Source organism: Chengkuizengella sp. SCS-71B, assembly GCF_040100845.1.
Classification (GTDB): domain Bacteria; phylum Bacillota; class Bacilli; order Paenibacillales; family KCTC-33759; genus Chengkuizengella.
This window is the reverse complement of record NZ_JAZHSH010000001.1, coordinates 2701215-2728192: the sequence shown is the minus strand read 5'-3', so window position 1 is coordinate 2728192 and position 26978 is coordinate 2701215. Positions and strand designations below refer to the sequence as shown.

General features: G+C 34.0%; 34 protein-coding genes and 2 pseudogenes. 27 read left to right on the top strand and 9 right to left on the bottom strand.

Features of this window, described 5'->3' with window-relative positions; all coding sequences use genetic code 11:
- Positions 1-32: 32 nt before the first annotated feature.
- From VQL36_RS13315 to VQL36_RS13275, 9 genes are all read left to right on the top strand, one after another.
- Positions 33-1064, top strand: coding sequence for a hypothetical protein (locus VQL36_RS13315; protein WP_349249793.1), 1032 nt, complete (start codon positions 33-35; stop codon positions 1062-1064).
- 202 nt (positions 1065-1266) lie between these two features.
- On the top strand, positions 1267-1605 hold the full coding sequence (locus VQL36_RS13310; protein ID WP_349249792.1) for a hypothetical protein: 339 nt from the start codon (positions 1267-1269) through the stop codon (positions 1603-1605).
- Between the two features lie 47 nt (positions 1606-1652).
- Positions 1653-1841: a helix-turn-helix domain-containing protein gene (locus VQL36_RS13305; protein ID WP_349249791.1), complete on the top strand. Its 189-nt coding sequence runs from the start codon at positions 1653-1655 to the stop codon at positions 1839-1841.
- 454 nt (positions 1842-2295) lie between these two features.
- Complete coding sequence (locus tag VQL36_RS13300; RefSeq protein WP_349249790.1) at positions 2296-2421, top strand: hypothetical protein; 126 nt, start codon at positions 2296-2298, stop codon at positions 2419-2421.
- Between the two features lie 498 nt (positions 2422-2919).
- Positions 2920-3090, top strand: coding sequence for a hypothetical protein (locus VQL36_RS13295; RefSeq protein ID WP_349249789.1), 171 nt, complete (start codon positions 2920-2922; stop codon positions 3088-3090).
- A gap of 469 nt (positions 3091-3559) precedes the next feature.
- Entirely contained in the window at positions 3560-3712 is a 153-nt protein-coding gene (locus tag VQL36_RS13290; RefSeq protein ID WP_349249788.1) for a hypothetical protein, read from the top strand.
- Positions 3713-4854: 1142 nt separating this feature from the next.
- On the top strand, positions 4855-5166 hold the full coding sequence (locus tag VQL36_RS13285) for a hypothetical protein (protein WP_162038556.1): 312 nt from the start codon (positions 4855-4857) through the stop codon (positions 5164-5166).
- 23 nt (positions 5167-5189) lie between these two features.
- Complete coding sequence (locus VQL36_RS13280; RefSeq protein WP_349249787.1) at positions 5190-5972, top strand: peptidoglycan recognition family protein; 783 nt, start codon at positions 5190-5192, stop codon at positions 5970-5972.
- Between the two features lies 1 nt (position 5973).
- Positions 5974-6318, top strand: a complete 345-nt coding sequence (locus VQL36_RS13275) for a phage holin, LLH family (protein WP_349249786.1) — start codon at positions 5974-5976, stop codon at positions 6316-6318.
- Positions 6319-6366: 48 nt separating this feature from the next.
- On the opposite strand, the gene VQL36_RS13270 is transcribed toward VQL36_RS13275, so the two are convergent.
- Positions 6367-6885 carry a hypothetical protein gene (locus tag VQL36_RS13270; protein ID WP_349249785.1) on the bottom strand — a complete coding sequence of 173 codons (519 nt, stop codon included), beginning with the start codon at positions 6883-6885 and terminating at the stop codon, positions 6367-6369.
- Between the two features lie 172 nt (positions 6886-7057).
- Positions 7058-7543 carry a hypothetical protein gene (locus tag VQL36_RS13265; protein WP_349249784.1) on the bottom strand — a complete coding sequence of 162 codons (486 nt, stop codon included), beginning with the start codon at positions 7541-7543 and terminating at the stop codon, positions 7058-7060.
- A gap of 157 nt (positions 7544-7700) precedes the next feature.
- Here VQL36_RS13265 and VQL36_RS13260 point away from each other — a divergent pair, with 157 nt between their 5' ends.
- The 4 genes and pseudogenes from VQL36_RS13260 to VQL36_RS13245 form a co-directional block, all read left to right on the top strand.
- The gene (locus VQL36_RS13260; RefSeq protein WP_349249783.1) at positions 7701-8042 is read left to right on the top strand and encodes a YolD-like family protein; all 342 of its coding nucleotides are present in this window, start codon (positions 7701-7703) and stop codon (positions 8040-8042) included.
- A gap of 94 nt (positions 8043-8136) precedes the next feature.
- Positions 8137-8607, top strand: a complete 471-nt coding sequence (locus VQL36_RS13255; protein WP_349249782.1) for a hypothetical protein — start codon at positions 8137-8139, stop codon at positions 8605-8607.
- Between the two features lie 100 nt (positions 8608-8707).
- Complete coding sequence (locus VQL36_RS13250) at positions 8708-8920, top strand: hypothetical protein (protein ID WP_349249781.1); 213 nt, start codon at positions 8708-8710, stop codon at positions 8918-8920.
- 590 nt (positions 8921-9510) lie between these two features.
- A pseudogene (locus VQL36_RS13245) lies at positions 9511-9756 on the top strand (transposase); the annotation flags it as partial.
- Positions 9757-9982: 226 nt separating this feature from the next.
- Here VQL36_RS13245 and VQL36_RS13240 read toward each other — a convergent pair.
- The gene (locus VQL36_RS13240) at positions 9983-10171 is read right to left on the bottom strand and encodes a YjcZ family sporulation protein (RefSeq protein WP_349249780.1); all 189 of its coding nucleotides are present in this window, start codon (positions 10169-10171) and stop codon (positions 9983-9985) included.
- A 341-nt stretch (positions 10172-10512) separates the two neighbouring features.
- Positions 10513-11022, bottom strand: coding sequence for a hypothetical protein (locus tag VQL36_RS13235; protein ID WP_349249779.1), 510 nt, complete (start codon positions 11020-11022; stop codon positions 10513-10515).
- 872 nt (positions 11023-11894) lie between these two features.
- Between VQL36_RS13235 and VQL36_RS13230 the strand changes: the two genes are divergently transcribed.
- The 3 genes and pseudogenes from VQL36_RS13230 to VQL36_RS13220 all read left to right on the top strand — a co-directional run bounded on the left by VQL36_RS13230 (position 11895) and on the right by VQL36_RS13220 (position 13368).
- A complete protein-coding gene (locus VQL36_RS13230; RefSeq protein WP_349249778.1) occupies positions 11895-12125 on the top strand; it encodes a hypothetical protein in 231 nt (76 codons plus the stop codon).
- A gap of 329 nt (positions 12126-12454) precedes the next feature.
- A pseudogene (locus tag VQL36_RS13225) lies at positions 12455-13033 on the top strand (peptidase G2 autoproteolytic cleavage domain-containing protein).
- A gap of 20 nt (positions 13034-13053) precedes the next feature.
- Complete coding sequence (locus VQL36_RS13220) at positions 13054-13368, top strand: hypothetical protein (protein WP_349249777.1); 315 nt, start codon at positions 13054-13056, stop codon at positions 13366-13368.
- Between the two features lie 470 nt (positions 13369-13838).
- On the opposite strand, the gene VQL36_RS13215 is transcribed toward VQL36_RS13220, so the two are convergent.
- Positions 13839-15812 (bottom strand): phospholipase D-like domain-containing protein, encoded by a 1974-nt coding sequence (locus tag VQL36_RS13215; RefSeq protein ID WP_349249776.1) that lies wholly within the window; start codon positions 15810-15812, stop codon positions 13839-13841.
- A 227-nt stretch (positions 15813-16039) separates the two neighbouring features.
- Between VQL36_RS13215 and VQL36_RS13210 the strand changes: the two genes are divergently transcribed.
- The 5 genes from VQL36_RS13210 to VQL36_RS13190 all read left to right on the top strand — a co-directional run bounded on the left by VQL36_RS13210 (position 16040) and on the right by VQL36_RS13190 (position 17944).
- A complete protein-coding gene (locus VQL36_RS13210; RefSeq protein WP_349249775.1) occupies positions 16040-16189 on the top strand; it encodes a hypothetical protein in 150 nt (49 codons plus the stop codon).
- 59 nt (positions 16190-16248) lie between these two features.
- Positions 16249-16416: a hypothetical protein gene (locus VQL36_RS13205; protein ID WP_349249774.1), complete on the top strand. Its 168-nt coding sequence runs from the start codon at positions 16249-16251 to the stop codon at positions 16414-16416.
- A gap of 175 nt (positions 16417-16591) precedes the next feature.
- Positions 16592-16720 carry a hypothetical protein gene (locus tag VQL36_RS13200; RefSeq protein WP_349249773.1) on the top strand — a complete coding sequence of 43 codons (129 nt, stop codon included), beginning with the start codon at positions 16592-16594 and terminating at the stop codon, positions 16718-16720.
- Between the two features lie 643 nt (positions 16721-17363).
- Positions 17364-17522, top strand: coding sequence for a hypothetical protein (locus VQL36_RS13195; RefSeq protein WP_349249772.1), 159 nt, complete (start codon positions 17364-17366; stop codon positions 17520-17522).
- 296 nt (positions 17523-17818) lie between these two features.
- Entirely contained in the window at positions 17819-17944 is a 126-nt protein-coding gene (locus VQL36_RS13190; protein ID WP_349249771.1) for a YjcZ family sporulation protein, read from the top strand.
- Between the two features lie 282 nt (positions 17945-18226).
- Here VQL36_RS13190 and VQL36_RS13185 read toward each other — a convergent pair whose 3' ends face one another.
- Both VQL36_RS13185 and VQL36_RS13180 read right to left on the bottom strand, forming a co-directional pair.
- Positions 18227-18697: a hypothetical protein gene (locus tag VQL36_RS13185; RefSeq protein ID WP_349249770.1), complete on the bottom strand. Its 471-nt coding sequence runs from the start codon at positions 18695-18697 to the stop codon at positions 18227-18229.
- A 699-nt stretch (positions 18698-19396) separates the two neighbouring features.
- Positions 19397-19906, bottom strand: a complete 510-nt coding sequence (locus VQL36_RS13180) for a hypothetical protein (RefSeq protein ID WP_349249769.1) — start codon at positions 19904-19906, stop codon at positions 19397-19399.
- Between the two features lie 151 nt (positions 19907-20057).
- Between VQL36_RS13180 and VQL36_RS13175 the strand changes: the two genes are divergently transcribed.
- From VQL36_RS13175 to VQL36_RS13155, 5 genes are all read left to right on the top strand, one after another.
- Positions 20058-20219: a hypothetical protein gene (locus tag VQL36_RS13175; RefSeq protein WP_349249768.1), complete on the top strand. Its 162-nt coding sequence runs from the start codon at positions 20058-20060 to the stop codon at positions 20217-20219.
- Between the two features lie 109 nt (positions 20220-20328).
- A complete protein-coding gene (locus VQL36_RS13170; RefSeq protein WP_349249767.1) occupies positions 20329-20796 on the top strand; it encodes a hypothetical protein in 468 nt (155 codons plus the stop codon).
- Between the two features lie 254 nt (positions 20797-21050).
- Positions 21051-23126: a right-handed parallel beta-helix repeat-containing protein gene (locus VQL36_RS13165; protein ID WP_349249766.1), complete on the top strand. Its 2076-nt coding sequence runs from the start codon at positions 21051-21053 to the stop codon at positions 23124-23126.
- Between the two features lie 250 nt (positions 23127-23376).
- A complete protein-coding gene (locus VQL36_RS13160) occupies positions 23377-23553 on the top strand; it encodes a hypothetical protein (protein ID WP_349249765.1) in 177 nt (58 codons plus the stop codon).
- A 47-nt stretch (positions 23554-23600) separates the two neighbouring features.
- Complete coding sequence (locus VQL36_RS13155; RefSeq protein WP_349249764.1) at positions 23601-23753, top strand: hypothetical protein; 153 nt, start codon at positions 23601-23603, stop codon at positions 23751-23753.
- 414 nt (positions 23754-24167) lie between these two features.
- Here the strand turns inward: VQL36_RS13155 and VQL36_RS13150 are convergent, their stop codons facing one another.
- Both VQL36_RS13150 and VQL36_RS13145 read right to left on the bottom strand, forming a co-directional pair.
- Positions 24168-24713 (bottom strand): hypothetical protein, encoded by a 546-nt coding sequence (locus VQL36_RS13150; protein ID WP_349249763.1) that lies wholly within the window; start codon positions 24711-24713, stop codon positions 24168-24170.
- A 215-nt stretch (positions 24714-24928) separates the two neighbouring features.
- Positions 24929-25195: a hypothetical protein gene (locus VQL36_RS13145; RefSeq protein WP_349249762.1), complete on the bottom strand. Its 267-nt coding sequence runs from the start codon at positions 25193-25195 to the stop codon at positions 24929-24931.
- A gap of 1063 nt (positions 25196-26258) precedes the next feature.
- On the opposite strand from VQL36_RS13145, the gene VQL36_RS13140 reads away from it, so the two are divergent.
- Complete coding sequence (locus tag VQL36_RS13140) at positions 26259-26720, top strand: hypothetical protein (RefSeq protein ID WP_349249761.1); 462 nt, start codon at positions 26259-26261, stop codon at positions 26718-26720.
- The last annotated feature ends 258 nt before the right edge of the window (positions 26721-26978 follow it).

Sequence of the window (26978 nt, the reverse complement as noted above, 5' to 3'; positions counted from 1 at the left end):
GTAAGACAAAATATTTCGAAGGGGGACTTACATTGAACACGATGAAATTAAAACCAAACGCAATCATGTTTACGCATAACGATTTAGACGGAATTGTTTGTGGCATCCTTTTCCAATCGGTCATAGGATACGGTGCAGAAGTTAATTATTGCGGATATTACAATGTTGACGAAAAAATCATTAAAGTACTAGATCATATTGAAAGACGTACTAATGAACATCCACAAATCATCATATCCGACTTGGGAATCAAACCCGAAACCGCGGAATGTGTTGATCGTTATGAAGGTGAAAAAATATTGCTCGATCATCACAAAACAAATCGTTGGATACAGGAAAAATACGATTGTGCGATTATTGACGAAGAAGCAAGCGGAACCTTATTAGTCTTCGATTATATCGAAGGGATTCCTGATAGATTTCGAGATTTTGCTATTCGTGTTGACGACTATGACCGTTGGGTTCACGCATATCCAGATTCAAAACGATTAAAATGTCTGTTTTATGTTTTAGGTATAGAACGTTTTGTAGATCGTTGTTTGAATCTCACGAATCCTATCATTTTCACGGAATCCGACGAACTTCTACTTGAATTGGGAGAAGAAGCGATTGAACGTTATATCCACATACTTGAAAAAGGAATCGTAATCTACGAATTGACGGGTGATAAGCAGCTCGGCGTTGTATTTGCCGACCGTTATCAATCGGAAGCGGGTCATGAACTATTGAACCGTTTGAACTTGGACGCAATTATCATGATTGACGCCAATAATCGCAAGATTTCAATGCGAAGTAAACCGCATACGTGGGCAAAATTGCAAAACGTCTTGGTGGTGGGGGACATAAAAACGCTGCAGTGGTTGAATTTAATTACGAAAGTATTGAGTTATTCGGATTCTATCAAAACTACGAAAATACAATCTTCGTTTTGCGTTATAGTGGATAACCAGATTACTCTAGATAGGTTACACAAACGCTTCGTTTTCAGGTCCAATTGCAAAGTTAGGTTCTCCAGCAGACGGGGTTACAGGATTAATTCCTCCAATAGCCGTCGCATATCTTGAACCTCCATTTGCAGCGATTAATATAATAACTAAAAGAATGAATAGCACTAAAACAATTCCTGCTCAGGAGTAATGACGGGGAAGGCGTTCTTTCTTTACAAGGGGTGAAATCATTAGAAAATTATTCGAGAAATTATTACCACGCGAATTTAACGGTCAAATATGGGTTTCGATTATAGAACTCTTTATCGGACAATGTGCGTTGACCAATTCGAAAAACTTCACGGTTGATCATTTTATTCCTGCTTCGTGGGGACATGGTGGTTTAACGATTGAAAATGTATATCCGTTGGACGCTTCTTTGAATAGTTGTAAAAGAGATAAAAATTCATTCGTTTGGTTAGAAGAAAATCGTGAAAAGATTAATGAAGAAGGTTGGAATGCACTTGTTTCGTATATCGCAGGACAAAATGATTTAACGGTTGAAGAACTTCGTGAATTTACGTTTTGGTGTGAAGCGAATAAACGATCAATCGAACAAGTGAAAGCCGATCAAAGAAATTCAAACGAAATTTGTCGTGAAGCGTCACAAAACGTATGATTCTTGCAACACATTCCCTTGTAAGTATAAAGAAAGGGGAGAATTTAATGAATGGAAAAATAAACATTGGAAAATATCCAGAAGTTTTGACACCTAAACATATACAGGAGATTTTAGATATTGGTGAGCGTCAAACTTATGAGTTGCTACTTTCAAAGCCATTCCACTATGTACGGGTTGGAAGAATGTATAAAATATCAAGAGAAACCTTTTTTAAATGGTTGAATGGAAGTTAAATCGAGTGAGGAAAACCTTGCTTTTTTTTTATTGCCTTTTTGGACAACTTTTTGGACAACTTTTATAGTTAAATAGGGTAAATTTAACCTCTAAAACCTTTGATATTAAGGGATTTAGGTTGTTAAAGGAAGGTACTGAAAACTGCATCCAGAATCTTGACAGGGTGGAGGTCACAGGTTCGAACCCTATTCAGATCACCATAATCAAATGCCGAAATCCTTTGTATATCAAGGTATTTTTCTTTTTCACTTCATTTTTGATTATATATATTTTTAGTAAAAGAACGTAGTTGGGAACATTTTGGGAACGGATTTTTTCAGTGCACTATAAAACCTAACTTCAAACAACGAATCTATCACGATAACAGATACAGAGATGAACGTCTTGTACGTGCCTCTGGTGATGATATTGCGATAGGGGGCACTCCTTACGGAGCTAAAACGATTAATCTCAATGTCACAGGGAAAGAATACGAAAACCATTTCCTTAAACTTGGAAAAGGCAAACGGTCAGCTACTATTTCAATTACTCGTACAGATGGAAGTGAATATGATAAATACACCTATGGCGCTTCATTAGTTGTGGGACGTAAATCCGCAAACAATGCCGATGGATTAGGACGTTCTATATGGGGTACTTACGTTGACAGCTCTGGAAATCATATACGTATTTATATGATGCCGATTTGATGTCGCATCCTGATGAACCAGAAGTCATTGCGCTGAAACTTACTTTTTATAACCGAGCATCAAGCACAGAAAATTTTGATTTAAAAATAACTTGGCACGCTTTATAAAATACAAAAGCTTATTTAATAGATAAGAATGATCTTGACATTGGTATAATAACACATTTTCAAACAATCAAGTCACTTGTCTATACCAAAATGAAGGGTTTAAACATAGAATATAAGGAAGAACTATTACGCACTCATAGAATCCTTCTACGGAAACCTCACTATTTATATAGTGGGGTTTTAATCTATGAAAAATGTGCGCTTGTATCAGAGCATTAACCCAAGCAGTTTAGATTTCTGTACATAGTATATATTACATCATTTAGAGAGGAGGGATTAACATGAGTGATTATGGAAGACGTTCTGGTAGTGGAGCTGCAATTGTATTAGTACTATTCATTCTTTTAGTTATTATTTTAATTGCAGCAAATGGGCGTTCTGGATATACTACAGCACCTATGGTAACGGAATTTGTATATCGTAATCCAGATTTTCCTATAGGGTTATTATAAATATAAATATTGAATAGTCCCTATCAGTATTACAATCCAAGTATTTTATCAACCTATAATTAGGATATGAATAGATAAATTATATAGTAAATTTAAAATCCCTGCTTATGTATAGCAGGTTTCTTTAATGTTAAGGAGGGTGGATAGATTGGAATTAAATATCATTCAATATTTTTAACCCAAGGACCCTTTTACGGCCCTTTTTGTTTGAAATGGTATAATAGCACATTTTGAATCAAGCAAGTCACTTGTCTATATCAAATGAAACATTTGAACATAGAATATATTGGAACCTGTGTACTCATAGAATCTCTCTACGGTGTAAACCTCACTATTTATATAGTGGGGTTTTAAACTATGAAAAATGTGTACTTACCCTAAGACACCCGTCCAATCAAAGTAGATTATTTAACATAGAATATATTACAACACACGTATATAGTACAACATTTTGAAAGGAGGGATAAACATGAGTGGACACAATGGTTCTGCAGCAGGAATTGTTCTAGTACTATTTATACTTTTAGTTATTATCTTGTTAGCTTCAATTAGAACCTATAATCGTAATCGTAATTTACAATCAATGGATGTAATTTGCCGTGGGGTATGTATAATACAATGATGTGCTGTAAAAATTCCTTTTCCAATTGAACCACCACTTATGCAGGCACCCCAGTGAAGCATCTCCACTAACGGAGAACTTCATGAGCATGTGAATAGATAAATTATATAGTAAATTCAAAACTCTGCTTATGTTAACAGCAGGGTTTTTTAATGTTAAGGAGGGTGGATAGATTGGAATTAAATATCATTCACCCTATGCGATCCTTTTTTTATGAAAGGGTATAATAACACATTTTCAAACAATCAAGTCACTTGTCTATACCAAATGAAGGGGTAGAACATAGAATATATTAGCAGCTACTATTACCACTCATAGAATTCCTCAACGGAAACCTCACTATTAAATGTAGTGGGGTTTTAATCTATGAAAAATGTGCGCTTGTATCAGAGTATTAACCCAAGCAGTTTAGATGATTTAACATAGTATATATTACATAAAATATAGAAAGGAGAGATTTTTATGGGAGCAGCTATAGTTTTGGTTTTATTCATCCTTTTAGTTATTATTTTAATTGCTGCTTGGCAAGGAACATTTATATGTGTATGTTCACCAATTACAAGATGCACGCCAGCTTTTTAATATGTTTATTTATATAGTAAATTTATAATCCCTGCTTATTAAAGCAGGGTTCTTTAATATTAAGGAGGGTAGATAGATTGGAATTAAATATCATTCACCCTATGCAATCCTTTTTGTATGGACTTGGGTTGGAACACATTTTCAAACAAGCAAGTCATTTGTCTATACCAAAATGAAGGGTTTGAACATAGAATATAAAGTAGAACTATTACCACTCATAGAATTCCTCAACGGAAAACCTCACTATTTATGTAGTGGGGTTTTAAACTATGAAAAATGTGTACTCACCCTAGGATACACGTCCAATCAAAGTAGATGATTTAACATAGAATATATTACAACACAGAGAAAGGAGGGGTTTTTATGGGAGCAGCTATAGTTTTGGTTTTATTCATCCTTTTGGTTATTATTCTTATAGCAGCAAGTGGACATTCGAGATATGATTGCTCTGTCTGCCTGTGCTCTAAGATATGGTGATTATATAAAATACTAACTAATAATAAATTCAAATCCCTGCCTATTTAAAGCAGGGTTCTTTATTGTTAAGGAGGGTGGATAGATTGGAAGAAATTATGAGACAAGTCAATCGTTTGGATACTGAGCAAGTAGAAATGAAACGTCGTCTTGATAAATTGGAAATTAATGATGAAAGACATGAGGAAGATATAAGGCAATTATACGCACATCAAGAAGGAACAAAAGCTTATGTAAATCAGATCCTGCAAAAGTTAGATAGTTTAGAAACAAAATTATTCAATGCTTTATCAAACACCACAGCAAACAATCTTAAAGAACGTCAAGGCTGGATGGAGCTTTTTAAATATGTGATCACTGCCACGATTGGTGCGGTGATCTTCTATTTATTTCAGTGAATTTAGAAAGGAAGTGAAGCACTTTGACCTTCAAAGTAAAAAATCCCATCACGAAGAAACACCTCACTAAAGGCACAAAAAGACGATCAGGAATTAAGATGCCAAAAGTGGGGTTTATCGTTGCTCACGATACAGGGAATGATGGTTCCACAGCTTTACAAAATATTAAATACTACGAAAACTCAAACAATGTTATGTCTGCATCCGCTCATATTTTTGTAGATGACACAGGTATTTATGAGTGTATTCCTTTACTAACAGATACACCAGAAAAGGCTTGGCATGTTCTATATCAAAAACCTTTAGATAATCAGATATTTGGTGATGATGCGAATGATATAGCAGCAGGTGTTGAACTTTGTTTTTCTCATCAAAGAGGCAGTATTAATAATGAAGAAGCTTATAACAGGTATGTATGGGTGCTTGCTTATATTTGTTATGTAGCTGGACTAGATCCGTCAAATTCTATCATCGGTCATCATATTCTTGATCCGCAGCGTAAAACAGACCCACAAAACGCTCTATCAAAAATGGGTAAATCATATGACCAACTATTACAAGATGTAGTGAAAGAATACTATGGTTGTTTATCTAAGGAGGAATTGATTTTGAAACTAAAAAAATGGCAAATAGAAATGGCTCATCAATCTATTGAAAACCTAAATGAAAAAGAATTGCTACATGATGTTGATGAATGGAAAAAGAAAGTAGAGGACAAGCCTGATGAGGTTTTGAATGATTTACCTTGGTTGCTTTTCGTTATGTTAGACCGATTATCAAATAAAACATTGGAAGGTGGAAATTAAAATGAATGAGCTTATACAACCATATTTAGAAACAATCGTGTTTGCTCTTATTTCAGTTATATCAACTTTGGTAGTAGCTGCATTAATTGAGTTAAGGAATAAAGTATTATTCTGGATACAGTCAAAAACAAATAAAGAACAAAGAGAGCTTCTTCTTAAAATTTCAGAGGAAGCTTTTTCTTATGCTGAGAAAGTATTTTATCAATCAAAGGGACCAGAAAAGTTAGATGCTGCTTATGATTACGCAAGTTCAAAACTAGGTAGTTTAGGGATTCAATTTACTAAAGATGAAATCAAAGCAACGATTGAAAAAGCAGTATTAGAGTATAATTCTAAAGTGAAGTAAGTATACATTTCCCCACTGGCTTATTAGGTAGTTGGTGGGGAGTATTTGTTATTTTTTAAGTTCTCTATTCCAAAAACTTGAATTTGTTCTTTCTGATAAACTAACGCTACTTGCAGCTGGTATAATTCTAGTGGTAAAACAACTAGAAACAGCTACTGTTTCTGCTCCTACAGGATTTCCAAGAATAATAATTCCTTCACCAACATCAACAATTCTTACTACTTCAGATTGACCGAACCCTATAAGTTCTATAATTACTATTTCTCCTATCATAGATTCTGCTAAATTTGTTATAGGATCTTCACAACAAGCACATTCTCCTTTATTTTTTTTAATTGGTTTTAAGTCTAAGGAGAATGTTTCACTTGGTAGAACAAAAGTTATATTACAAATTGGAAAATTTCCCTGATCAGTGAAAGCGATAAAGTTCTTTACTTCGTTTAAAAAAACAGAAATATTACTTCCTGATGAAGTGTCTAGACCAATTTCTTCCCCAACCAACTGCTCCATTACGCACTGCATCGGGCAAACGCAACAATCACACTTAGACTCATCAAAAACGCCCATGAAATCACGTCCTTTTTAGTTTTTATTAGTGTATTCATGGTGGTGTTTCTTTGACTGGATGTGTGTACTGTATAAGGGAATATCCGCTAATGCTAGTGGTTTATGGAGTGGTGCTAAGAATATAGTACAGAAGTGAGTTTAATCCCCATTGGCTTTAGGTAGTTGATGGGGATTATTGAGGAATAATTCTTGTTATTGCACAGGTTGAAATCAATATAGGTGAATCGCTAACTTTCCCCGATAAAATTCCTTTCCCAACGTTTACGATGGTAATACTCATATCAAGATCAAGTGGTTCACCGATAAATTCAACATCTACAGTTTCACCTGTTAAAGAGCTAGCCAAGCTGGTTATAGGTCTTTCACAACAATTACACTCTCCCTTATGTTTATTACTATTTGAGATAGGTTTTAATTTAGGAGAGAGTCTATCTATACTAGTACATATAACAGCTGTAACATTGCAAATAGGTAGTTGATCTAACTGACCGTTTCCATCTGAAGAAATAAATACAATAAAATCTTTCACCTCTTCAATGACACCAGATACAGCTGATTGTTTGCTTAACATAACTACATTCGCTCCAACCAACTGCTTCAAAACACACTGCATCGGACACACACAACAATCGCAAATACTCTCATCAAAAATACCCAAAATAAACACACCTTATGAATTAATTGTAATGAGATATTGTATTCATTATTGAGTGGTTTTGACTGGACGTGTAACTATTATCGAAAATTGTACTCTTGCGTATCCTCCTGTACCTCTTATATAATAAGAACAAATGTTCTGTAAGGGGTGAATAATAATGAAAGAAAACAAACTAACACCAGGCTCTAATATGCTATGGGAATCAAGCAGAATGATGCTTCCTGAACATAAAGAACGTATAAATGATTATCAACAAGAGCTAAATAGAAAGTCGAAACCTGAACTTGCTGAGGAAGAAGTTAATGTTATATCAGAGCAGTTATCAGATTCAATGTTAAGTAAATCAGAAATTACAGTTGAGTTGTTCAGAGCTATTGGTCAGAATGAGTTTAAAATTGGAACAGTAAATAAATTTGATACCCAATTAAGGCGGATTAAATTAGAGCGTGAAGATGATTATGAATGGATCAAGTTTAATGATATAGTGGGGGTTTCATAAAAACGAGAAAGAAAATTAAAAAATCAATTCTGTTTGCATTATATAAAACGTATATAAAAATTAAGTTAGAAAAAGATAAGAGGGTGATAATCAAATGCCTTTCAAAAATAATGTAGAGGTAAAACAATTTGTGTTCGTTACTCCTGAAAATAGCCCTGGGATGGGAGAAAAGATTGGAGACTCTGCTGATCCTACAATTGTGGCAAAAATTACTTTTGATTGTTTAAAACTAGGGGATAGTATTTGTTTAAACAGTATTTTTCACGTAACTAATAATACTACCCCCGCCTCTAATGTGATTATAGATCACAGTATAATAAAAAATAATGTTCCGATGCCAATTTATGCTGCGGAAACCGAAATTGGTCGTACTACAGGCACTAATATCGGGCAAATATTTTCACAACAATACGTAGATGTGATTAATAATCTGGAAAGGAATGTAACATATCAAGTGGTTGTGAGTGTACAACCAATAATGGGATCGACTCCAGATGTTTCTTTATTGGGTCCGATTACGTTTACGGGTACTCAATTGTCAGAAAGGAAGAATGGTATAAGGTGATTTTTATGGTTTAAAAAAATATACGGACTTGTTAAAGGTGGATATATTGATTGTCCTGATGGAGATACACAAAATATAAAGATTATATATACTAGGGATTATGATTCATATCCTTACAAATAAAGTGGATGAAGGAATAAATTATTATTTAGATGCGGCGAAACGATATGCTAAGGTTGACCTCATCACCAAAGAAAGTGAATGCTTACGACAAATTATGAATATACATAATATTAACAAAGAGGCGATAGATACTTTAACTGTTAATAAACTAGAAATTTATTATGATGACAAAGTTAAGAAAGGTGATTAAATATGAAAAGAGCAAAAATAGCAACATTCAAGGTCTTAACTGTGATTACATTATTTGCATTAGTAAATGCACCGAAAATCATAGCCTTATTAGAGACTGGCGGTGACCCAGGTTGGTAGAAACATTAACGATAAGTCATGAACTATAAAACCACTCTACTAAGATAGTGGGATGGTTTTTTTGGTGGAAACATAAGGTTATTTTGTAAGAAATTTTATTTTTAATGATATTAAACAACTTATATTATAATGTAAATAGGAAAGTCGCCTTGCTGGAACAATGCGATCCTCTAAATATGTTAGAAATCCGGTCTTAATTCCCTCGATTAAATTGTTGTTGGAGCAATAGTTTAAAGGCAGACAAAAGAATGTATCAGTTGAAATACCTGAGGGTCGAATTAATGAGTGCGAATACTACGTATATGCTACTTGAAGGATGTGACAAAAAGAACTATACCGAGCTGAAAGACAAGTTATATCCGTTTACAGCGGAGGACCTAAGTAATTTAAAAAGATATCACAGTTTGAACTACGTTAAGAGTAAAGGTAGGTATGCGCGTTTTATTACGAAGATGCCTCCGCCTTTGAGAGAAGAGTAAAAGTTATGGTGTTAGCATTAAGTCCAATGAACATATTGAGCAGGAAAAATTTCAAGAGAGCGAGTATTTCAAAGAAAAATCGAAAGAACGATATAAAATAGAAGCCAAAAACAGCGAATTAAAACTTAGACACGGGTATGATGTTGCAACATCTTCGGGTCTTATTGGCATGGAATTACAAGGAGCAATGGCGATATTTGCAGTGAATTTAAAAAGGATATTGAAACTAACCGACTAAAAACAAGGGATAGAATGTTAGCACAATAGATGAAAAGACACCTTTAAATTCAGTTTCTAAATTTAAAGGTGTCTTTTTCGATTAGACTATTTGTTTTCCTAGTAAAAGTGTAAGTTTTTCAGTGCCCCCCTTAGGTAGCTGGTGGGGGTTATCAAATATTTATATGAATTTAATACAAAATTAAAATACTCAAAAAATAACTTTTTGTCACAGTTGATAGACTATACTAGCCTATAAATGGGGTCACTCCTTGAACTATATCTGGAGATCTAGCGAATCCGAATTTTCCTACGCAACTTCCATAACTGTGTGGGCGCCCTGCACCACCCATACACCAAGAAGCTAATAAAATAATAACTAAAAGTATGAATAGTACTAGAATTAATGCAGCTCCAGAACCAACGTGTCCACTCATGTTAATCCCTCCTTTCACTATAATGTAATATATACTATGAAAATAAAATCTACTTTGATTGGATTAATGCTCTGATACAAGTACACATTTTTCATAGATTAAAACCCCACTACCATAAATAGTGAGGTTTTCCGTAGAGTAAATTTACTACAGGATATGCATTAGTTTTAGTCTTATTTATTCTGTTATTCCATCATATGTTTTTATGATTGTTTTGATTGGGCGTTTGTATTGGAAATATTAAATTGTGCTGTTATCAGGTGTGAAGAATACAGTAGAGAAGTGAGTATTGTCCCTCAATGCTCTATATATAAATGGACGATGGGTGATATTTTATGTTCTCAAGAAGTTATTACTCTAGTTATTTTACATGTAGATACAGCAGATCGTACAGGGACTAACTCTCCAGTCATTGGATTTACAAGTGTTGTATCAAATAGGACAATACCTTCCCCTACTGCAAATATTACACCTGGTAACGGTGCTATAAATACAGATGGATCAACCAAGGCTTCAATACTCACCGTTTGTCCTATCAACTTCTTAAGTAAGTTTGTAGTAGGATCTTCACAACAGCTACATTCCCCTTTTTTGTCCTTGTGTAGTGGTTTTAAATTAATAGGTGGGAAATTTTCAGAAGCAACTGCTACAGCATTAACCTCACAAATGGCGTACATTCCTTCTGTTGTAAATGCAATGAAATCCTCTACCTTTACTAATAATGGAGCTGATCCAACAGTAGATGAACTAACTAGTGTAGCAAACCCAACATCTAACCCCTCCAACTGTTTCAAGACACATTGCATAGGGCAAACACAACAGTCACAGATTGTTCTATCAAAAGCTCCCATGATTTCACCTCCGTTCATTTTTTATCTAATGTATGTTATGAGTTTTATGAGAGGTTTGACTGGACGTGTGTACCTGGTGTTAAAATTGTACTCTTGCGTATCATCCTGTACCTTTTATATAACCAGAACAATGTTCTAATTTTATAACTAGAAGTGGATTGAGAAAATCCCTTAATATCAAGGTTTAATCGGTCTTGTCCTATCTTGACAGGGTGGAGGTCGCAGGTTCGAACCCTGCTCAGGTCACCAATATCAAATGCTGAAATCCTTTGTATATCAAGGGGTTTTTCTTTTTGCTGAAAATTAAATCCCATATTTTTTATTAAAATTAAATTTGACAACCAAGTGACAACCTTTAGTAAGCTAAAGTAAAATATTTTGTTAATTAACAAATACAGAGATGAACGTCTTGTACGGGTGCTTATATTCTTGATCCGAAAGTGTTTGGTAAATCATACACGTATTTATATGATGCCATTTGATGCCGCATCCTGATAAACCAGAAGTCATTGCGCTGAAACTTATTTTTTATAACCGAGCATCAATCACAGAAAATTTTGATTTAAAAATAACTTGGCACGCTTTATAAAAAAAAGCCTTTTTAATAGATAAGGATGATCTTTACTTAGGATAAAGCCCATTTTCAAACAATTAAGTCACTTGTCTATACCAAATGAAGGGTTTGAACATAGAATATATTGGCAGCGACTATTACTACTCATAAAATCTCTCTACGGTGTAAACCTCACTGTTAATATAGTGGGGTTTTAATCTATGAAAAATGTGTACTTGCACTAGGATACCCGTCCAATCAAAATAGATTCTCCAAACATAGTATATAGTACATCATATTGAAGGGAGTGATGATACTTATGGCATCTAAAAAAGGATTTAGTAGAATAGCTACCATTGTTCTAGTACTTTTTATTCTTCTTGTTATCATTATGGTCGCTGCTAGAGGAAGTTCGAGATATAGCTCAGGAGGGACCATTGATTTCACAAATCCAGAGGAACTATTAGCATTAATTGAACGGTTAAATTTAATTAATGAGGAATTGGCTTTGATTTCAAGGATTTCACAAGCCCAACGGGCTTTAGTCTAGCAATTGATGAATATATTGGCACCTGCTAATTTACTCAAAAAACCCTCTACAGAAACCTCAATATTTATATAGTGGGGTTTTAAACTATGAAAAATATGTACTTGCCCTTGGACACACGTCCAGACAAAATAGATTTTCCTTTCATATTCTTTTCCAATGAGCTGTTGCAATTCATTTGTAGCTCGATTTTCGCAACAACTACATTTCCCTTTAATATCTTTTTCAAAACAGGTAAAGACGATAAGATAGGAAAGGATTAAGACCCGAAATTTAAGCAACTATCGTTGAGCAATCGCTTGAACTCCTGGCATTTAGTGAATGGAACATTGATGGCTCTAATAAACGGAAACACAGGAGATGCCTGTTTTGCAGGTAAAATTACTTCAGGTAGAGGATGTGATTTCGCTGAGTTATTTGAGACGTTGGATGGCAAACCAATCGATAACGGATATTTTGTAACAACAGAAGGTGATAAAATAAGGAAAGCTACAGATAAAGATAATTATATCTTAGGTGTAACCAGTGCGGTCCCGGCTGTCTTAGCAGGATCGGGTTATGAATGGAATAAGCGATATATGACAGATGAGTGGGGTCAGGTGTTATACTAAGAGATCACCATTCCAGTGGAAAAAGATGAAAATGGTAACATCATTTCACCTGAGCGAAATGAAAAAAGACAAAAGCTAAATCCAGAATATGATCCAGATAAACAATATATCCCAAGATCAGAAAGACCAGAATGGAAGGCTGTAGGATTAGTTGGTCAATTATTAGTGAGAGACGACGGTACATGTGAAGTGAATGGGTTTTGCACTTCTAATGCTGACGGAATTGCTACAAGAGCTCATAGTGGCTATCGAGTATTAAAACGAACAGGTGAAGATCAAATTTTAATTATTGTAAAATAACATCAAAGGAGAGCTGTTTATTGGAAAGCAGAGAAAAATTAAGGGAAGAGTTGTTAGAAAGAGCAAAGGATAAAACCAGAGATCATAAAACAATGGAAAATAGAAGAGAACGATTAAGAGAAGAGTTATCAGAAGTCATGGCTCGAGAAAAGGATAGAAAGAAAGAAATCATTGAAGAACTAAAAAGTTCTATAGATAAAAATGAAGAAAGAATGAAAGATTCAAAAGGGAGTAAAGAACGTATAGAAAAGAGACGTAAGCGAATAGATCAGCTCATTCAAAGAGTGGAAGAGCGAAGTGAACAATCACTAAAAAGATTACAAGTTAGACTTTGATTTAAATATAAATTGTATAGTTTTAAAAAAAGAGATTGGAATCGAAAAGACTCCATTCTCTTTTTTATTTAAGCTGTCACATATCACAAAACAAATCGTTGGATAAAGGAAAAATACGATTGGGCGATTATTGACGAAGAAGCAAGCGGAACCCTATTAGTCTTCGATTATATCAAAGGGATTCCTGATAGATTTCGAGATTTTGCTATTCGTGTTGACGACTATGACCGTTGGGTTCAAATATTTATATGAAATTAATACAAAATTAATAAATAACTTTTTGTCACAGTTGGTAGACTATGCTAATCAAGGAAAACCCTCAAAAGGATTACCCCCAATGTTAGGGTCTCTTTCACTCCCCTTCCAGGGTGCTTTTCACCTTTCCACCACGGTACCGGTCATTTAGTCTTGGGAGAGCATCCCTGCTGGATTCGGAATTTGCCATATTCATAAGGACGGTATTATTTTTTTTAATTTATATTCCCGCCGGCACTCTGGTATCGAGCATTAAATTCTTGTAAGAATTGATTTGTGATCTTGTCACTATGAATAATTAACATGTTTTCATCATTCACATTATTACCATTGTTACTCCAATTAGTAGAACCAACGATAACTGTAGGATCACTTGTGGTATCTGCATCAATCAACATGGTCTTACTATGGAGTTTTCTTGATTCATTATCTTTAAATACTGGTGCGGGATTTGCCCAACGAATATTTGGATTTCCGGCACTTGACTGTGATGCAGTTCTTCCTGTCATATCAACACTTGCCGACCACCACTGATTCCAATAACTAGAGTCAAAGACACCTTTTATATCAAATCCAGTTAATGTGCCTTGTAAATCTGAATATGAACCTTCCCATTTATACTTCAGTTCATCTAGCATGGACTGGTCACTCCATGCGAATATCGTAAAATAGGAATTATATTGGGCTTCATTCTTAATGATATCTTTAACACGCCCTAATGCATTGTCACCAGTGGAAAAATACACTTCTACTGTTGTCCCATTAATATTTATACTATGAATAGTGTTATCCGTTTTTCGTGTATTAAAGTTAGAGTTTCCAGGATCAGGAGTTAGGGTAGTACTTCCCCACATTTCATTAAATTCAACTTCATAAATTGATGCAAGTTCTGTACTGTTTACTTCAACTACATGTTGTTGGTTTCCATCTAAGATCCCACTTGCCATATTCTCTAAAGAACCATAAAGTCCTGTTACTGTAAAGTTCCAACTTCCTGTGAATACCCACTGATCATCAATAATAGCAAACTTATTATGCATTTGAGTATTTGGTGAATAGTAAGAGTTAGTTCCTTTTTGTTCAGCCTCTACAAACATATATCCTGTTTGATCTGCACTTCCGACTTGTACCGTTACTTCAGGAAAATCACTATAATCAGAAGGCAATCCATATTCTATTCTTTTTGTCACATCTTCAACAACAAACATTGGGGAGTCTGAGAACACATAAATATCATCAGATGTACCAATAACTCCATCGTAACCTCTGACCATTTTTTCAATATATAATCTCATTAATTCAAATCGTTCTATATAATTCGGGTCATCAGCTTTTTTAGAGTCTGCAATAAGCCTAACATCAACTCCTTCATTAGCTTTTAATATTAGTGCATCTACAATTCTCGGTAAATTAATTTCATATAAGGCCATATCTATACTAGTTGTAGCTTCATTTAATCGCTGGATCAAACGATCTTCCAAATTGATGTTATAATTAGCTACATTTTGAAAACTAGCGTATTCTTCTAAAGCACATTTATTAAAATATACGTTAATCGCACCTATTTCATTTGAAACATTGTTTAATTGTTCGTCAGTAGTATTACAACTACTCAATTCAGGTGTATCATCAATGGGTTCTGTCTGAGAATTTAATTGTTTGGGTGTACCAAGACCTTCATTGTAAACAGCACTAGAATTAGTCCAATTTAATTCAGTTGATGTTAAATTTGAATTGATTCTCTCCATTGTTGCTTTTGTGTTATTATCTCCTGAATACCATTGATCAACTACATCTACTAGATTATTATTGTTATTTCTCAACTCCAAATTCTCACTTGCATTACTTAATGCTCCTGTATAAATTATATCTGCTGTTACATTTGAAACCGTATTATCATCAGTTCGTTCCAGCAAAAAGTATCCATTAGCAGCAATCGTCCCACTTAATTGAATACTTGGAGTTCCATCAGTGGCATTTAGAGACCAGCCATCTAAAGAAATTGGTGAATTGGTATTATTGTATAACTCTATCCACTCATCGCTGCTACTCACATTTGTACCCATCCATGCTATTTCATTAATCACAACTTCTCCTTCAGTTCCCGCAATTGCGGTTGTTATAACAGGGATGTACAAAGATAAAATCAAGGATAGAATTAATGGTACTACTAGTAATTTACTATTCATGAATCAACACTCCTTTAAGTAAAAATAGAATAAGAAAACGCTTACACATATCTATGTTATGATATCACCTTTGTCTATTATTTTTAAACAAGAAAAATCTTACAAATACTGTTTTATGAAACTTGAACCAAGGGACACCTATATTTACCGATTGAATTAATGATTGGATATTATATGATTAATTCAAAAGGGGATGGGTTTGTTGAAAAAAATAATACTTATTTAGCTTGATTGAGAAGAATGAGGAAGAAGACTTAATGTCTTTGTTTGGAAGTGTAACCGGAGAAAATTTTCAAAATGACACTGTATTATTTGAAACATTAACTGAAGAAATTCCCCCAAAATATACTTCATATATACAAAAATTGACAATATAAGTTATCGTCATTTCGAAACAGAAGAAGTAAAGAGTTTGCTCTTTGATTATGGGTTTGCAATGCAACTTCGAAGTGGTGGATTCCAATTGTTACAAAAATCTATTGAACAACAAGATGAAGAACTGAAAAATCAAGCATATGAAGATTTAGAAAGAGCTAATGAATACTTGGAAAAATATTATGAGAGTTATAATAAACTGTATTATAAATACGCTTTCCCAGGGTAATCAAAACCATAGACCTATAACCTAATGTTATGGGTCTATTAATTTAAAATATAAAAAACCACCAACCCAAGTTAGTGATTCTACTAAAAATGTGCGCTTGTCTTAGAACACCTGTCCTATACCAAACGTAAGCTTTTAACATAGTATATAGTATGAAAATATGGAGGTGAAAGATATGAGCGTATTTATAGCAGTGGTGTTAGTGTTGTTTATATTGTTAGTGATCGTTTTACTTGGAGATAGATGTTACTTTCTAGCCCCTATTGAATTTGGAGAAATTATACAATTTGATTTGGAGATCTAAATTTTCCAAATAGGGAAGACAAAGGGTATGAACATATAATATATTGGCAGCGATTATTATGCACTCAATTGAATCCTTCTACTGAAACCTCACTATTTATATAGTGGGAGTTTAATCTATGAAAAATGTGTACTTTCCCTAGGACACTCGTCCAATCAAAATTAACATGGGTTATGACGGAGGCGGTAGTAGTATTGGTATTGTTTTAGTACTCTTTCTCCTTTTAGTTATTATTCTAATTGCTGCAAATGGACATTCGAGATATTGTTCATGGGGAGATAGCAACGGTTCAGGATTTATAGATCCCTTCTCCTCCCTGATCTTTAAACTCATAGCATTAGGAAGATTGTAATCGAATAACTAGTAGTATAAGCTAGTAAACGAACAGAGGGGATAGAGGTAGAATAAATTCCCTTGATCAAGGAGCAGGGAAAAAGAAGTTTTAAGGAGGAGCGACATATTCGCTTTAAAAAAGAAATTAAAAAGAATTAATAAATAAAAACAAATCTACGGAAACCTCACTATTTAATGTAGTGAGGTTTTAAACTATGAAAAATGTGTACTTGCCCTAGGACACCCGTCCAAACAAAATAGATTTTCCTTTCATAGTATATATTACATTATATAGAAAGGGGGAATTCTAATGAGTTCTTATGGAAGACACTCTGGTAGTGGAGCAGCTATAGTTCTAGTCCTTTTCATTCTTTTAGTAATCATTATAGTTGCTGCAAGTGGACGTTCGAGATATACTACAGCTCCTATGGTGACTGAATTTTTCTTTCCGATTTCAGAATACATGTAATAGTATAAATTGGAATTTTTCAATATTTTTAACCCAGGGACCCTTTCACGGTCCTTTTTGTTTGAAATGGTATAATAGCACATTTTCGATCAAGCAAATCACTTGTTTATACCAAATGAAATATACGAACATAGAATATATTAACAGCACTTATAAAATCCCTCAACGGAAAACTCACTATTTATACAGTGGGGTTTTAAACTATGAAAATTGTGCGCTTGTATCAGAGCATTAACCCAAGCAGTTCAGATGATTTGACATAGTATATATTACATCTAGTAAAAGGAGGGATTAACATGGGCGGACATAATGGTTCTGGAGCTGCATTAGTTCTAGTACTCTTTATTCTTTTAGTTATTATCTTATTAGCTTCTTGGGCTACGTCTCCAGGTTTACCACAAGGATCAAGCCCGTTGGTCTAGTAAATGATGTTGATGAATGGAAAAAGAAAGTAGAGGGAAAACCCAGGTGGACATTCCTGATATACCATACCACATATATTACTTATGATAACTGCACTTTTATATCAAGGATTAGAGTTTTATGGAATTGGTGTTGAATAGGCTACATTTGAAACAATGGCTGATTTAGTAATATTCCTTGCTTTTGGTGTGACTATTTATAAATCTGATAAGAATAAGTGGATATAGGATAAATCCGTTGATTTAATAGATTATCCCTCACTTATTTGGATGAGTTATTACTTAAATTCTAATTTGACTAATTGAACATGTTGAAAATAGACCAAAGGGAAAATTATCAGCAGATGCAACAATATCTTTAACTGATACAATTCCTTGTCCAACCTTCACAATATTTACTTCAATACTCCTATTTATGCGTACTGTTTGATTTATTCTAGATTCTAATAAATTAGTCATAGGTCCTTCAATACATGCACATTCACCAAGACTATTTTTTATTGGTTTTAATTGAATTTGAGGATCAGGAACAAAGTCCAAAATTATAAAATCAATAGTATGAATCGCATAATCGTCTGAATCAGTAAATAAAATAAAATTTTCTACACGGTTTACATTAGTCGGATTACTAAAACTAAAACTGCCTTGATTAGATAAAAATCCAATTCTTATTCTTTCTCCCTTTAACTGCTCTAATACACATTGCATCGGGCAGACACAACAATCACATATAGATTTATCAAAGACTCCCATATTAAACAACTCCTTATTAATTTATTTGATTATTGTATGGGTTCAAAAGAAGTTTTGACTGTATGTTTGTGCTATATTAAGGAATATCCGCTAATGCCAGTGTCAATATGTAGTCGGAATTAATATAAACTACAGTTACATTGACTTGTTCACAGGTATTTTTTTGTATCTATTGGTGATCCAAAACAACAAGCTATTTTAGTTGGTAACTAAAATAATAACTAGGAGTATGAATAGTACTTAGAACAATTCCTGCTGCAGAACGATTTGTGTCTACTCATGCTAATCCCTCCTTTCTATATGATGTAATATATAATGTTAAATAATCTACTTTGATTGGACTAGTATCCTAGGGCAAGTACAGATTTTTCATAGAATAAAGAGGCTGGGACAAAACCCAATTAAAATGAATAAATCGCATGAAATCAATTTAATAATCCTTGATTTCATGCGATTTTATTTATGCGTATTAAGCAAAAATCAGTTAGTTTTCAACTTATGTCCCAGCCTCTTACATCATATTGAAAGTGGTTAGCCAAGTGTTCTGTTTTTTTATGTTTTTATTAGTGTTTTGATTGGGCGTTTGTACTGTAATATTAAATTGTGCTGTTATCAGGGGTGTGATGAATACAGTAAAGAAATAGGAATAATCCCCATTGGCTTGTATTAGGTAGTTGGTGTGTGCAGTTGAATGGAAAACTAACTAGGAGGTCCTATGGCGTCTAACAAGCATGTAGAAGTTATACCAAAAGGTGTTATTGGTATGCCGCCGCCCATATTTATATTTTCTAATAAAACAATGCCTTCTCCAACATCCTTTACACCTGCTGATATAATGCCACTAGGTCCTCCACCAGAAGGTATAGAGATGTTCGTTCCAATCTTACCTACTAACAAATTCGTCATCGGATCTTCGCAACATACACATTCTCCAACGATGTCCTTTCGAACGGGCTTTAACTTAAAATCAGTTGGAAGAGTTTGAAAACCGACTGTAATGATTTTACAGATTGCGACGTCTATTTCCACACTCGTCGTTGCAATAAAACCTTTGACTTCTGTTAACGTAAAAGTTCCCAGCAAGATAGTTATAGCACCAAGGGTAGTGACTATGACATTTATTTGTGTTTGCGGTTCGATCAACTGTTCTAAAGCACACTGCATCGGACAAACGCAGCAATCACAGATGGATTTATCGAAAACGCCCATATTAACACGACCTTTCAGTTTTTAATAGTGTATTCAAATTGGGATTACGATGATTGGACGCGTGTACTATACAATATTAATTGTGCTCTTGCGTATTCTCCTGTACTTCTTACACAATAAGAATAGAAGTGTTCCGTGAGAGGTGAGTGGAATGAAACAACATGAAAACAAACTAACACCTGGTTCAAATAAGGGTAGTGAAGTAGATCAGTTTTTAATACGGATTCATGATCCAAAAGAGCGCTCGATCTATTCTTCACTTCTACTATATAAAAATAGTAATGCAAACCAATGCCTTGGTCTGCATTACTAATCTTAGTATGTTTTTTACATTCCAGCCTAAGGATAAGAGTCCAAGCAACTTCATTAGATTATTCATAAGATAGGATGAACGGGTAATTATGAAGTTGGGAGGTGAGTTTATGGGATTAAAGAAAGGAATTTTAGTTGTAGCTGATACGGTTTCAGTAGATGATCCATATGATCCTGGGGATGAAAATATAATTATACTTAGTAATGATGGTGACTTTGAAATTGTAGCTACTGTCGATGTATGTGTTAAGGATCCACAGAAAACACAGGTCTGCATTGATTCAATGGCACAAATTGCAATATGTAATGATGATGGACCTCCTTCTGTAACTTTTGAAGTAACATATGAGCTCCTACGCAATGGCACTACCATTGCAACGATCAGTGATGAAATGGATTATGCGAGAGCAGGCGCCGATGGAAGACATACAAACTTTCCAAACTTTCCTTTAGTAGATAATAATCCATGTGCTGGAATCAATACGTATGAACTAAGAATTACAAGGGTTTCAACAAATGCAGAAGGAGATATTTTTGTTGCTTCAAGAAGTCTTAAAGCAACAGTATTTACAGTATAAATATTAGTTTGAAAATAAAATTTTATTGTTAAACGGTTAACAGGAAGGGCGTAGTTTGCAAAGGATGCAACCAAGAAAACGAAATCAAATGAAGTAGTAATGAGCCTTGTTGAATCGGAGGAATTAACCGATAAACAGAGGCTTTTTTGTATTTTAAATTTTATAAATTTCTATACATTCGTCCATACGCCATCCTTTCATCTTGAATATAATGCATTTAATGAGTAATTCAGAACAGAGAGGGTGAAACAAAGATGGCCGTACTTAAAGTACCATCTGAATTTCCAACCATAAATGTTGCTTTAGCAGCAGCAGAACCTTTCGATACCATAAGAGTAGCAAAAGGGATATTTCCAGAAGCAATTACCATAAATAAAAATGGCATTCGCCTCATCGGTGCAGGCAAAGGAAAAACGTTCATTGACGGACAGGGCGCTGCAACATCTGGCATTATAATCAATGCAATCTTAGTTGCGATCGAAGACTTAACGGTGCAAAACTTCAGTGGTGGTTCTGGTATTGAAATGAATGATGAGTTGAATATTATTCATAAGGTTCAAGTACTAAATAATGGAGAGCATGGAATCAAAATAACAAGAACTATCAATATATTAATGCAATGTGAAATCAATGAAAATGTTGGAGATGGGATCCACGTGGGCAACGACAATAATAATATTATCCAATGTAAAATGATATATAACGAAAATGGGGTTTTTATAGAAAGCTCTAGGGACAACAATTTAATAACCTGTTGTTTAGCAGAAAATAACAGGCAAGATGGATTTCATGTATCTGGAAGAGAAAGTTATATCATCTCTAATGCTGCTTTATATAATGGTGGTGATGGTTTTGGAGGAAATGGGAATACAAATATCTTCCTATCTAACAAATCCAATAATAACAAAGGAAATGGATTTACAAATGGATCATCTATAACTTTATGCGATAATATCAGTAAAGCAAATGAATCGAATGGAATCGTCATGACTGGAAATTTTACAAAAATGATAAAAAATCAAATCATCAATAATAAAAACAACGGAATTTTTGTAAAAAATACTGACAATATCATTGATCAGAATATAGTTAAAAATAGCGCACTTGCTGGTATCAGAATAGCTGGGGATGATACTGCCGTTCGTTCTAATTGTTTAAAAGGAAACTCACCGGACATTTTCGTAGAAGATATGGTGGAAGATTGTACTTTTGCAGACAACGATTGTGAAACGAGTACACCTTTAGGATTATGTGAAAGAAATGATGCCATCGATGTACAGGAAGGTGAAACCATACAACAAGCTATAGATGATGCGCCAGACGGCTTTCAAATCAATATTGGAGATGGAGTATTTAACGAAGCAGTTATTGTTGATAAAGATCGTCTCAGAATTGTAGGAGCAGACATGTGGAAAACTATCATTGATGGAACAAATATAGTAGAAAATGGTATTTTACTCAACAGTAAGCTCAGCTCAATAGAAAACCTAACAGTTCAAAATTTTGTGCTCAGCGGAGTGAATATAAATGACGAGTTTAATACTTTAGAAAGAGTTCAATCCAATAGCAATAGAGAACATGGATTTAATATTTCAGCAGACTTAAAACTAAATCTTCTCAATGAATGTAAGGCAAGTATGAGCAAAAAAATTGGGTTTAATAGTCCTCAAGGTGATTTAACTTACTTTATTAAATGTCATGCAGATGGCAATCGAGGTAAGGGTTTTATTGTAGATGCTCATAACTTATTATTATTTAACGAGGCAAAAAATAATGGCCATCATGGTATTCAATTAGATTTTATAAATAAATGTATCGAAAATTATAGTTTTAAAAATAAAGGAAATGGTTTTGTTATCACTAATATTAGAAATTTATTATTTAATAATAGAGCTATAAAAAATAAAAAAAATGGTATTCTGGTACCCGAGGAAGATTCTAGTATAATCATCCTATGGGAAAATATATGCAACAAAAATGAGGGTGATGGGATAGAATTAAATAACATAGATAATATAGTTAATAAGAATTGTTGTCAGAGGAATAAAGAAAATGGAATTCAGATGAATCAATCTTTTGAGCCAGAAATCCAAACCATTATAGATGATAATTGTATAGAGAACAACCTAGGTGCTGGAATAGTTATAGAAGAAACAGATACTGATTTCTTTGGCATCCGTTCTAATTGTTTATTAGGCAATAACCCAGACATTCAAAATAATTCACTAGAAGTCGATAATATTGCAATTGATGAAAATAAATGTAATTCAAGTATACCAGATGGGCTTTGTGAAGGGTCTTGTGGTACGAAAAAGTTGTTTAAGAGGTAACAAGAAAACAATACCCCCTATTCAATTTAATGAATAAAAACCAAGGAGACCGTACTGTGCACACAATTTACATTCAGACCTAAAATTTTGACATTGATCTCCTAGAAATAGGAGGGCACTCATATAATCTCTCTACGATGTAAACCTCACTATTTATGTAGTGGGGTTTTAATCTATTAAAAATGTGTACTTGCACTAGGACACCAGTCCAGACAAAGTAGAATTTCCTTTCATAGTATATTACATCATATTGGAAGGAGGGATTAACATAGGTAGTTATAGTGGAATTACTACTGGAGCAGGAATTGTTCTAGTGCTATTCATTCTTTTAGTTATCATATTAATTTCTGCAGGTGGAGGCAGTAGTCGTAGTGGAACAATTGTTTTCGCACCAAACGATCCTTTTTTAGGTAATGTAAGCTTATAAAAATATCAAATAATAACGTACATCTCATATAGAAAGGAGGCGTTTTTATGGGAGCAGCTATAGTTTTGGTTTTATTTATTCTATTAGTTATTATCCTAGCTGCTGCAAGTGGAGGTAGATATAGTGGAAACCTGATGTTACTTTTGCCGCCGAGTGCTCCTAGACCTGAGACAGCAGAGCCAGTATCATCACTCATGTAATCTCTCTACGGAAATCTCACTATTTATGTAGTGGGATTTTAAACTATGGAAATTGTGCGCTTGTATCAGAACATCGACCCAAGCAGTTTAGATTTCTGAACATAGTATATACATCAAAATTGGATAAATTGAAAGGAGGCGTTTGTATGGGTAGCTATAGTGGAATTGCTACTGGAGCAGGAATTGTTCTAGTGCTATTTATTCTTTTAGTTATCATTCTCGTTGTTAGTTATTCTGCTCTTGAAATTGCAGAGGCAGGATAATAATCAATATAGCAAATTCAAAGCCCTGTCTAATTTTAAGCGGGATTATGTAAGTTCAGATCCTACAAAAGTTAGATAGTTTATTAATTTACCGAGGGAAGAAATCAAAATGAAATTAAAATAAAATAAATATACCTCTTCCCACTGGCTTTTAGGTAGCTGGTGGGAGAGTGGTTTTTCTTGAAAGTCTAGTTGGATCATTAATTTGTTGTTGGGTGATTGGAATAACCCTTGTAATTGCACATGTAGAATAAATATCTAAAAAAAGGCTAGGTCCACTATCAACTCCTATAAGAATTCCTTCACCTACACCTAGGATTTCGTTTGTGAATGGTCCAGTTGTACCAATGAATTCAACTTCGAAAGTATTTCCGATTTCAAACTTTAATAAATTTGTCATAGGGTCTTCACAACAAGCACATTCCCCTTTACTATTTTTTCTTATAGGTTTTAAAGCAGATAATGCTGTGGTAATTAGCGTATCTGGAGGATTAATAATTTCTACATGAGTAATTTGACATACTGGAATATCTCCATCAGTAGTTGATGCAATGAAATCATTAACACCAGTAATAGTTGTAGGAATATTATTAACAGGTGTATCAATCACCAAACCCTCGACTTCAACCAACTCTTCCAAAACACACTGCATCGGGCAGACGCAGCAATCACAAATACTCTCATCAAAATGTCCCATAATCTCTACTCCTTATAAATTTATTTGATTAAATATTATATGGGTTCAAAAAAGTTTTGGTTGGATGTTTGTGCTTCTTTATTAAATTGTGCTTTTGTCAGGTGTGAAGAATAAACCTCACTATTCAACGTAGTGGGGCTTTATTTTATGAAAAATATGTACTTTTACTGGGACACCCGTCCAATCAAAATAGATTCTTTGTTCCCTCGCTGGTTTTAAATAACTGGTGGGGGTGTAGCATTTTTAAACCAATGCGAATTAGAAGCTCTAGAAGAATCATTAATTTGTTGTTGATTAGCTGAAGTAATTCTTGTTATCGTACAAGTAGAATAAATCTCGGTGAAAGACATATCAAGTGGAAACCTACCTACGACTATCCCTTCTCCTACATTTATTATTTCATCAAGAAAAGTACCAGTACTAGGGGTCAAAAAATCAACATTAATAATGCCTCCTTTCATTGAATTTGCTAAATTTGTCATAGAATCTTCACAGCAACTAAGCCCCCAGGAAGCTAATCACTCGTCTGGGGTGTTGAGTAAGGTCTCTTTCACTCCCCTTCCGGGGTGTTTTTCACCTTTCCCTCACGGTACTGGTTCACTATCGGTCACTAGGGAGTATTTAGCCTTGGGAGATGGTCCCTGTTTATTTATTAGTCGGATTCTTTTATTAAAACTAACTCAGTTATGATTTCAATCAATAATTCATTAACAAAATCTATAAATCCTTTTAGTAAAAAAAAGATTATTACCCCTATTAAAATCATACATCTCACCTCCGGCTATACTTTATGTTCAGAGAACCCAATTCCTTATGGACTAATTTTTTTGTGAAAAAACTTTATGATAGAAACGTACATAAAAAAGTCTATATCTTGTCATATTTGAATATTTCAAGATTATATTAGGGGTAAAAATTATAAGCTTTTTTGTTATAAGTTTCTTAGTTAGTAGTCTTGTAGTTAAATGAATTTGTATAGGCTAGTATTCTAGTGCAATTACATTATATATTTTATTTTAGTGTACTTGGATAATGGCTAGTGGATCATGGTCAAATATCTGAACCCCATGAACCTATTAATATGATAACTAAGAGTATGAATAGTACAATAGCACCTGTAGCAGAACTTTGTCCACTCATGTTAATCCCTTTACAATATGATGTACTATATACTATGTTAGGAAATTCTACTTTGGTTGGACTGGTGTTCCTAAGGCAAGTACACATTTTTGATAGAAAAAAACCCACTATCATTAATAGTGAGGTTTCCTTAGAGAGATAATATGAGTGCGTAATAGTAGGTAGCCAATCTTTAATAGGCAGAGATTTGAATTTACTTTAAAACTTTATCAACTATATCCTATTCATAGGTTGATAAAGAATCCAGTACATCCCTAAATTATACTTTAAAATAAATATTTGGTAAATTATTTTGTGTGGTTGCCTTTTTTACATTCCAGCCTATAGATAAGAGTCCAAGCAACTTTATTAGATTTTTCATAAGATATGATGAACAGATAATTTAACGAGTTGGGAGGTAAGTTTTTGGAGATGAAAAAGGGCTTTTTTGTTGTTGCGGATACAGTTTCAGTACTAGATGTATATAATACAAGTGATCCAAATGTAATTAATTTAACACCAGCTAATCCATCTGCAGTTGTATCTACCGTCGATGTGTGTGTGAAACAACCACAGAAAACACAAGTTTCTATCGATACAATGGCACAAATAGCTGTACTGGGACTTACTTTGATGGGGCAAACTTTTGAAGTAACATATGAACTGCTACGTAATGACACTGTTATTGCAACGATCAATGATGAAATGGATTATGAATCTGTTGTTCAAGGAAGACATACAAACTTTCCAAGCTTTCCCCTAGTGGACGACAACCCAATTGCTGGATTAAATACGTATGATATCAGATGTACTAGTGTAACTAGACCGACCTTAGGATTTGTTTTAATTGGGTCTCGGAGCCTTAAAGCAACTGTATTCATATTATAGAATTACAGTTTGAAAATTAAATTTATGATTAAACGGTTAACAGAAGGGCGCTGATATGGGATGACAAAGAAAAATAACGATTAGTTAACAACGCCTATTTATTTCAGACATCCGCATTCACACAATCAAAGATAGTTGGATAGCATAATATATACTGTAAATACATTTGCTTTGAGACTTTGGAATGCAGCAAACACAACACCCATTGACTTACCCCTTTACCAAGGAGCTATTGCAGTTCCTTGGCTATTTGTGCGA

What these genes read in the sequence shown, in the direction of transcription:
- VQL36_RS13200 (WP_349249773.1), top strand. Translation starts at nt 16,592, where the DNA reads ATGAGCGTATTTATAGCAGTGGTGTTAGTGTTGTTTATATTGTTAGTG.
- VQL36_RS13215 (WP_349249776.1), bottom strand. Translation starts at nt 15,812, where the DNA reads ATGAATAGTAAATTACTAGTAGTACCATTAATTCTATCCTTGATTTTA.
- VQL36_RS13170 (WP_349249767.1), top strand. Translation starts at nt 20,329, where the DNA reads ATGGGATTAAAGAAAGGAATTTTAGTTGTAGCTGATACGGTTTCAGTA.
- VQL36_RS13230 (WP_349249778.1), top strand. Translation starts at nt 11,895, where the DNA reads ATGGCATCTAAAAAAGGATTTAGTAGAATAGCTACCATTGTTCTAGTA.
- VQL36_RS13195 (WP_349249772.1), top strand. Translation starts at nt 17,364, where the DNA reads ATGAGTTCTTATGGAAGACACTCTGGTAGTGGAGCAGCTATAGTTCTA.
- VQL36_RS13205 (WP_349249774.1), top strand. Translation starts at nt 16,249, where the DNA reads ATGCAACTTCGAAGTGGTGGATTCCAATTGTTACAAAAATCTATTGAA.
- VQL36_RS13305 (WP_349249791.1), top strand. Translation starts at nt 1,653, where the DNA reads ATGAATGGAAAAATAAACATTGGAAAATATCCAGAAGTTTTGACACCT.
- VQL36_RS13255 (WP_349249782.1), top strand. Translation starts at nt 8,137, where the DNA reads ATGCCTTTCAAAAATAATGTAGAGGTAAAACAATTTGTGTTCGTTACT.
- VQL36_RS13150 (WP_349249763.1), bottom strand. Translation starts at nt 24,713, where the DNA reads ATGGGACATTTTGATGAGAGTATTTGTGATTGCTGCGTCTGCCCGATG.
- VQL36_RS13240 (WP_349249780.1), bottom strand. Translation starts at nt 10,171, where the DNA reads ATGAGTGGACACGTTGGTTCTGGAGCTGCATTAATTCTAGTACTATTC.
- VQL36_RS13290 (WP_349249788.1), top strand. Translation starts at nt 3,560, where the DNA reads ATGAGTGGACACAATGGTTCTGCAGCAGGAATTGTTCTAGTACTATTT.
- VQL36_RS13185 (WP_349249770.1), bottom strand. Translation starts at nt 18,697, where the DNA reads ATGGGAGTCTTTGATAAATCTATATGTGATTGTTGTGTCTGCCCGATG.
- VQL36_RS13295 (WP_349249789.1), top strand. Translation starts at nt 2,920, where the DNA reads ATGAGTGATTATGGAAGACGTTCTGGTAGTGGAGCTGCAATTGTATTA.
- VQL36_RS13145 (WP_349249762.1), bottom strand. Translation starts at nt 25,195, where the DNA reads ATGACAAATTTAGCAAATTCAATGAAAGGAGGCATTATTAATGTTGAT.
- VQL36_RS13300 (WP_349249790.1), top strand. Translation starts at nt 2,296, where the DNA reads ATGTCACAGGGAAAGAATACGAAAACCATTTCCTTAAACTTGGAAAAG.
- VQL36_RS13270 (WP_349249785.1), bottom strand. Translation starts at nt 6,885, where the DNA reads ATGGGCGTTTTTGATGAGTCTAAGTGTGATTGTTGCGTTTGCCCGATG.
- VQL36_RS13155 (WP_349249764.1), top strand. Translation starts at nt 23,601, where the DNA reads ATGGGAGCAGCTATAGTTTTGGTTTTATTTATTCTATTAGTTATTATC.
- VQL36_RS13190 (WP_349249771.1), top strand. Translation starts at nt 17,819, where the DNA reads ATGGGCGGACATAATGGTTCTGGAGCTGCATTAGTTCTAGTACTCTTT.
- VQL36_RS13260 (WP_349249783.1), top strand. Translation starts at nt 7,701, where the DNA reads ATGAAAGAAAACAAACTAACACCAGGCTCTAATATGCTATGGGAATCA.
- VQL36_RS13235 (WP_349249779.1), bottom strand. Translation starts at nt 11,022, where the DNA reads ATGGGAGCTTTTGATAGAACAATCTGTGACTGTTGTGTTTGCCCTATG.
- VQL36_RS13165 (WP_349249766.1), top strand. Translation starts at nt 21,051, where the DNA reads ATGGCCGTACTTAAAGTACCATCTGAATTTCCAACCATAAATGTTGCT.
- VQL36_RS13180 (WP_349249769.1), bottom strand. Translation starts at nt 19,906, where the DNA reads ATGGGCGTTTTCGATAAATCCATCTGTGATTGCTGCGTTTGTCCGATG.
- VQL36_RS13275 (WP_349249786.1), top strand. Translation starts at nt 5,974, where the DNA reads ATGAATGAGCTTATACAACCATATTTAGAAACAATCGTGTTTGCTCTT.
- VQL36_RS13250 (WP_349249781.1), top strand. Translation starts at nt 8,708, where the DNA reads ATGATTCATATCCTTACAAATAAAGTGGATGAAGGAATAAATTATTAT.
- VQL36_RS13175 (WP_349249768.1), top strand. Translation starts at nt 20,058, where the DNA reads ATGAAACAACATGAAAACAAACTAACACCTGGTTCAAATAAGGGTAGT.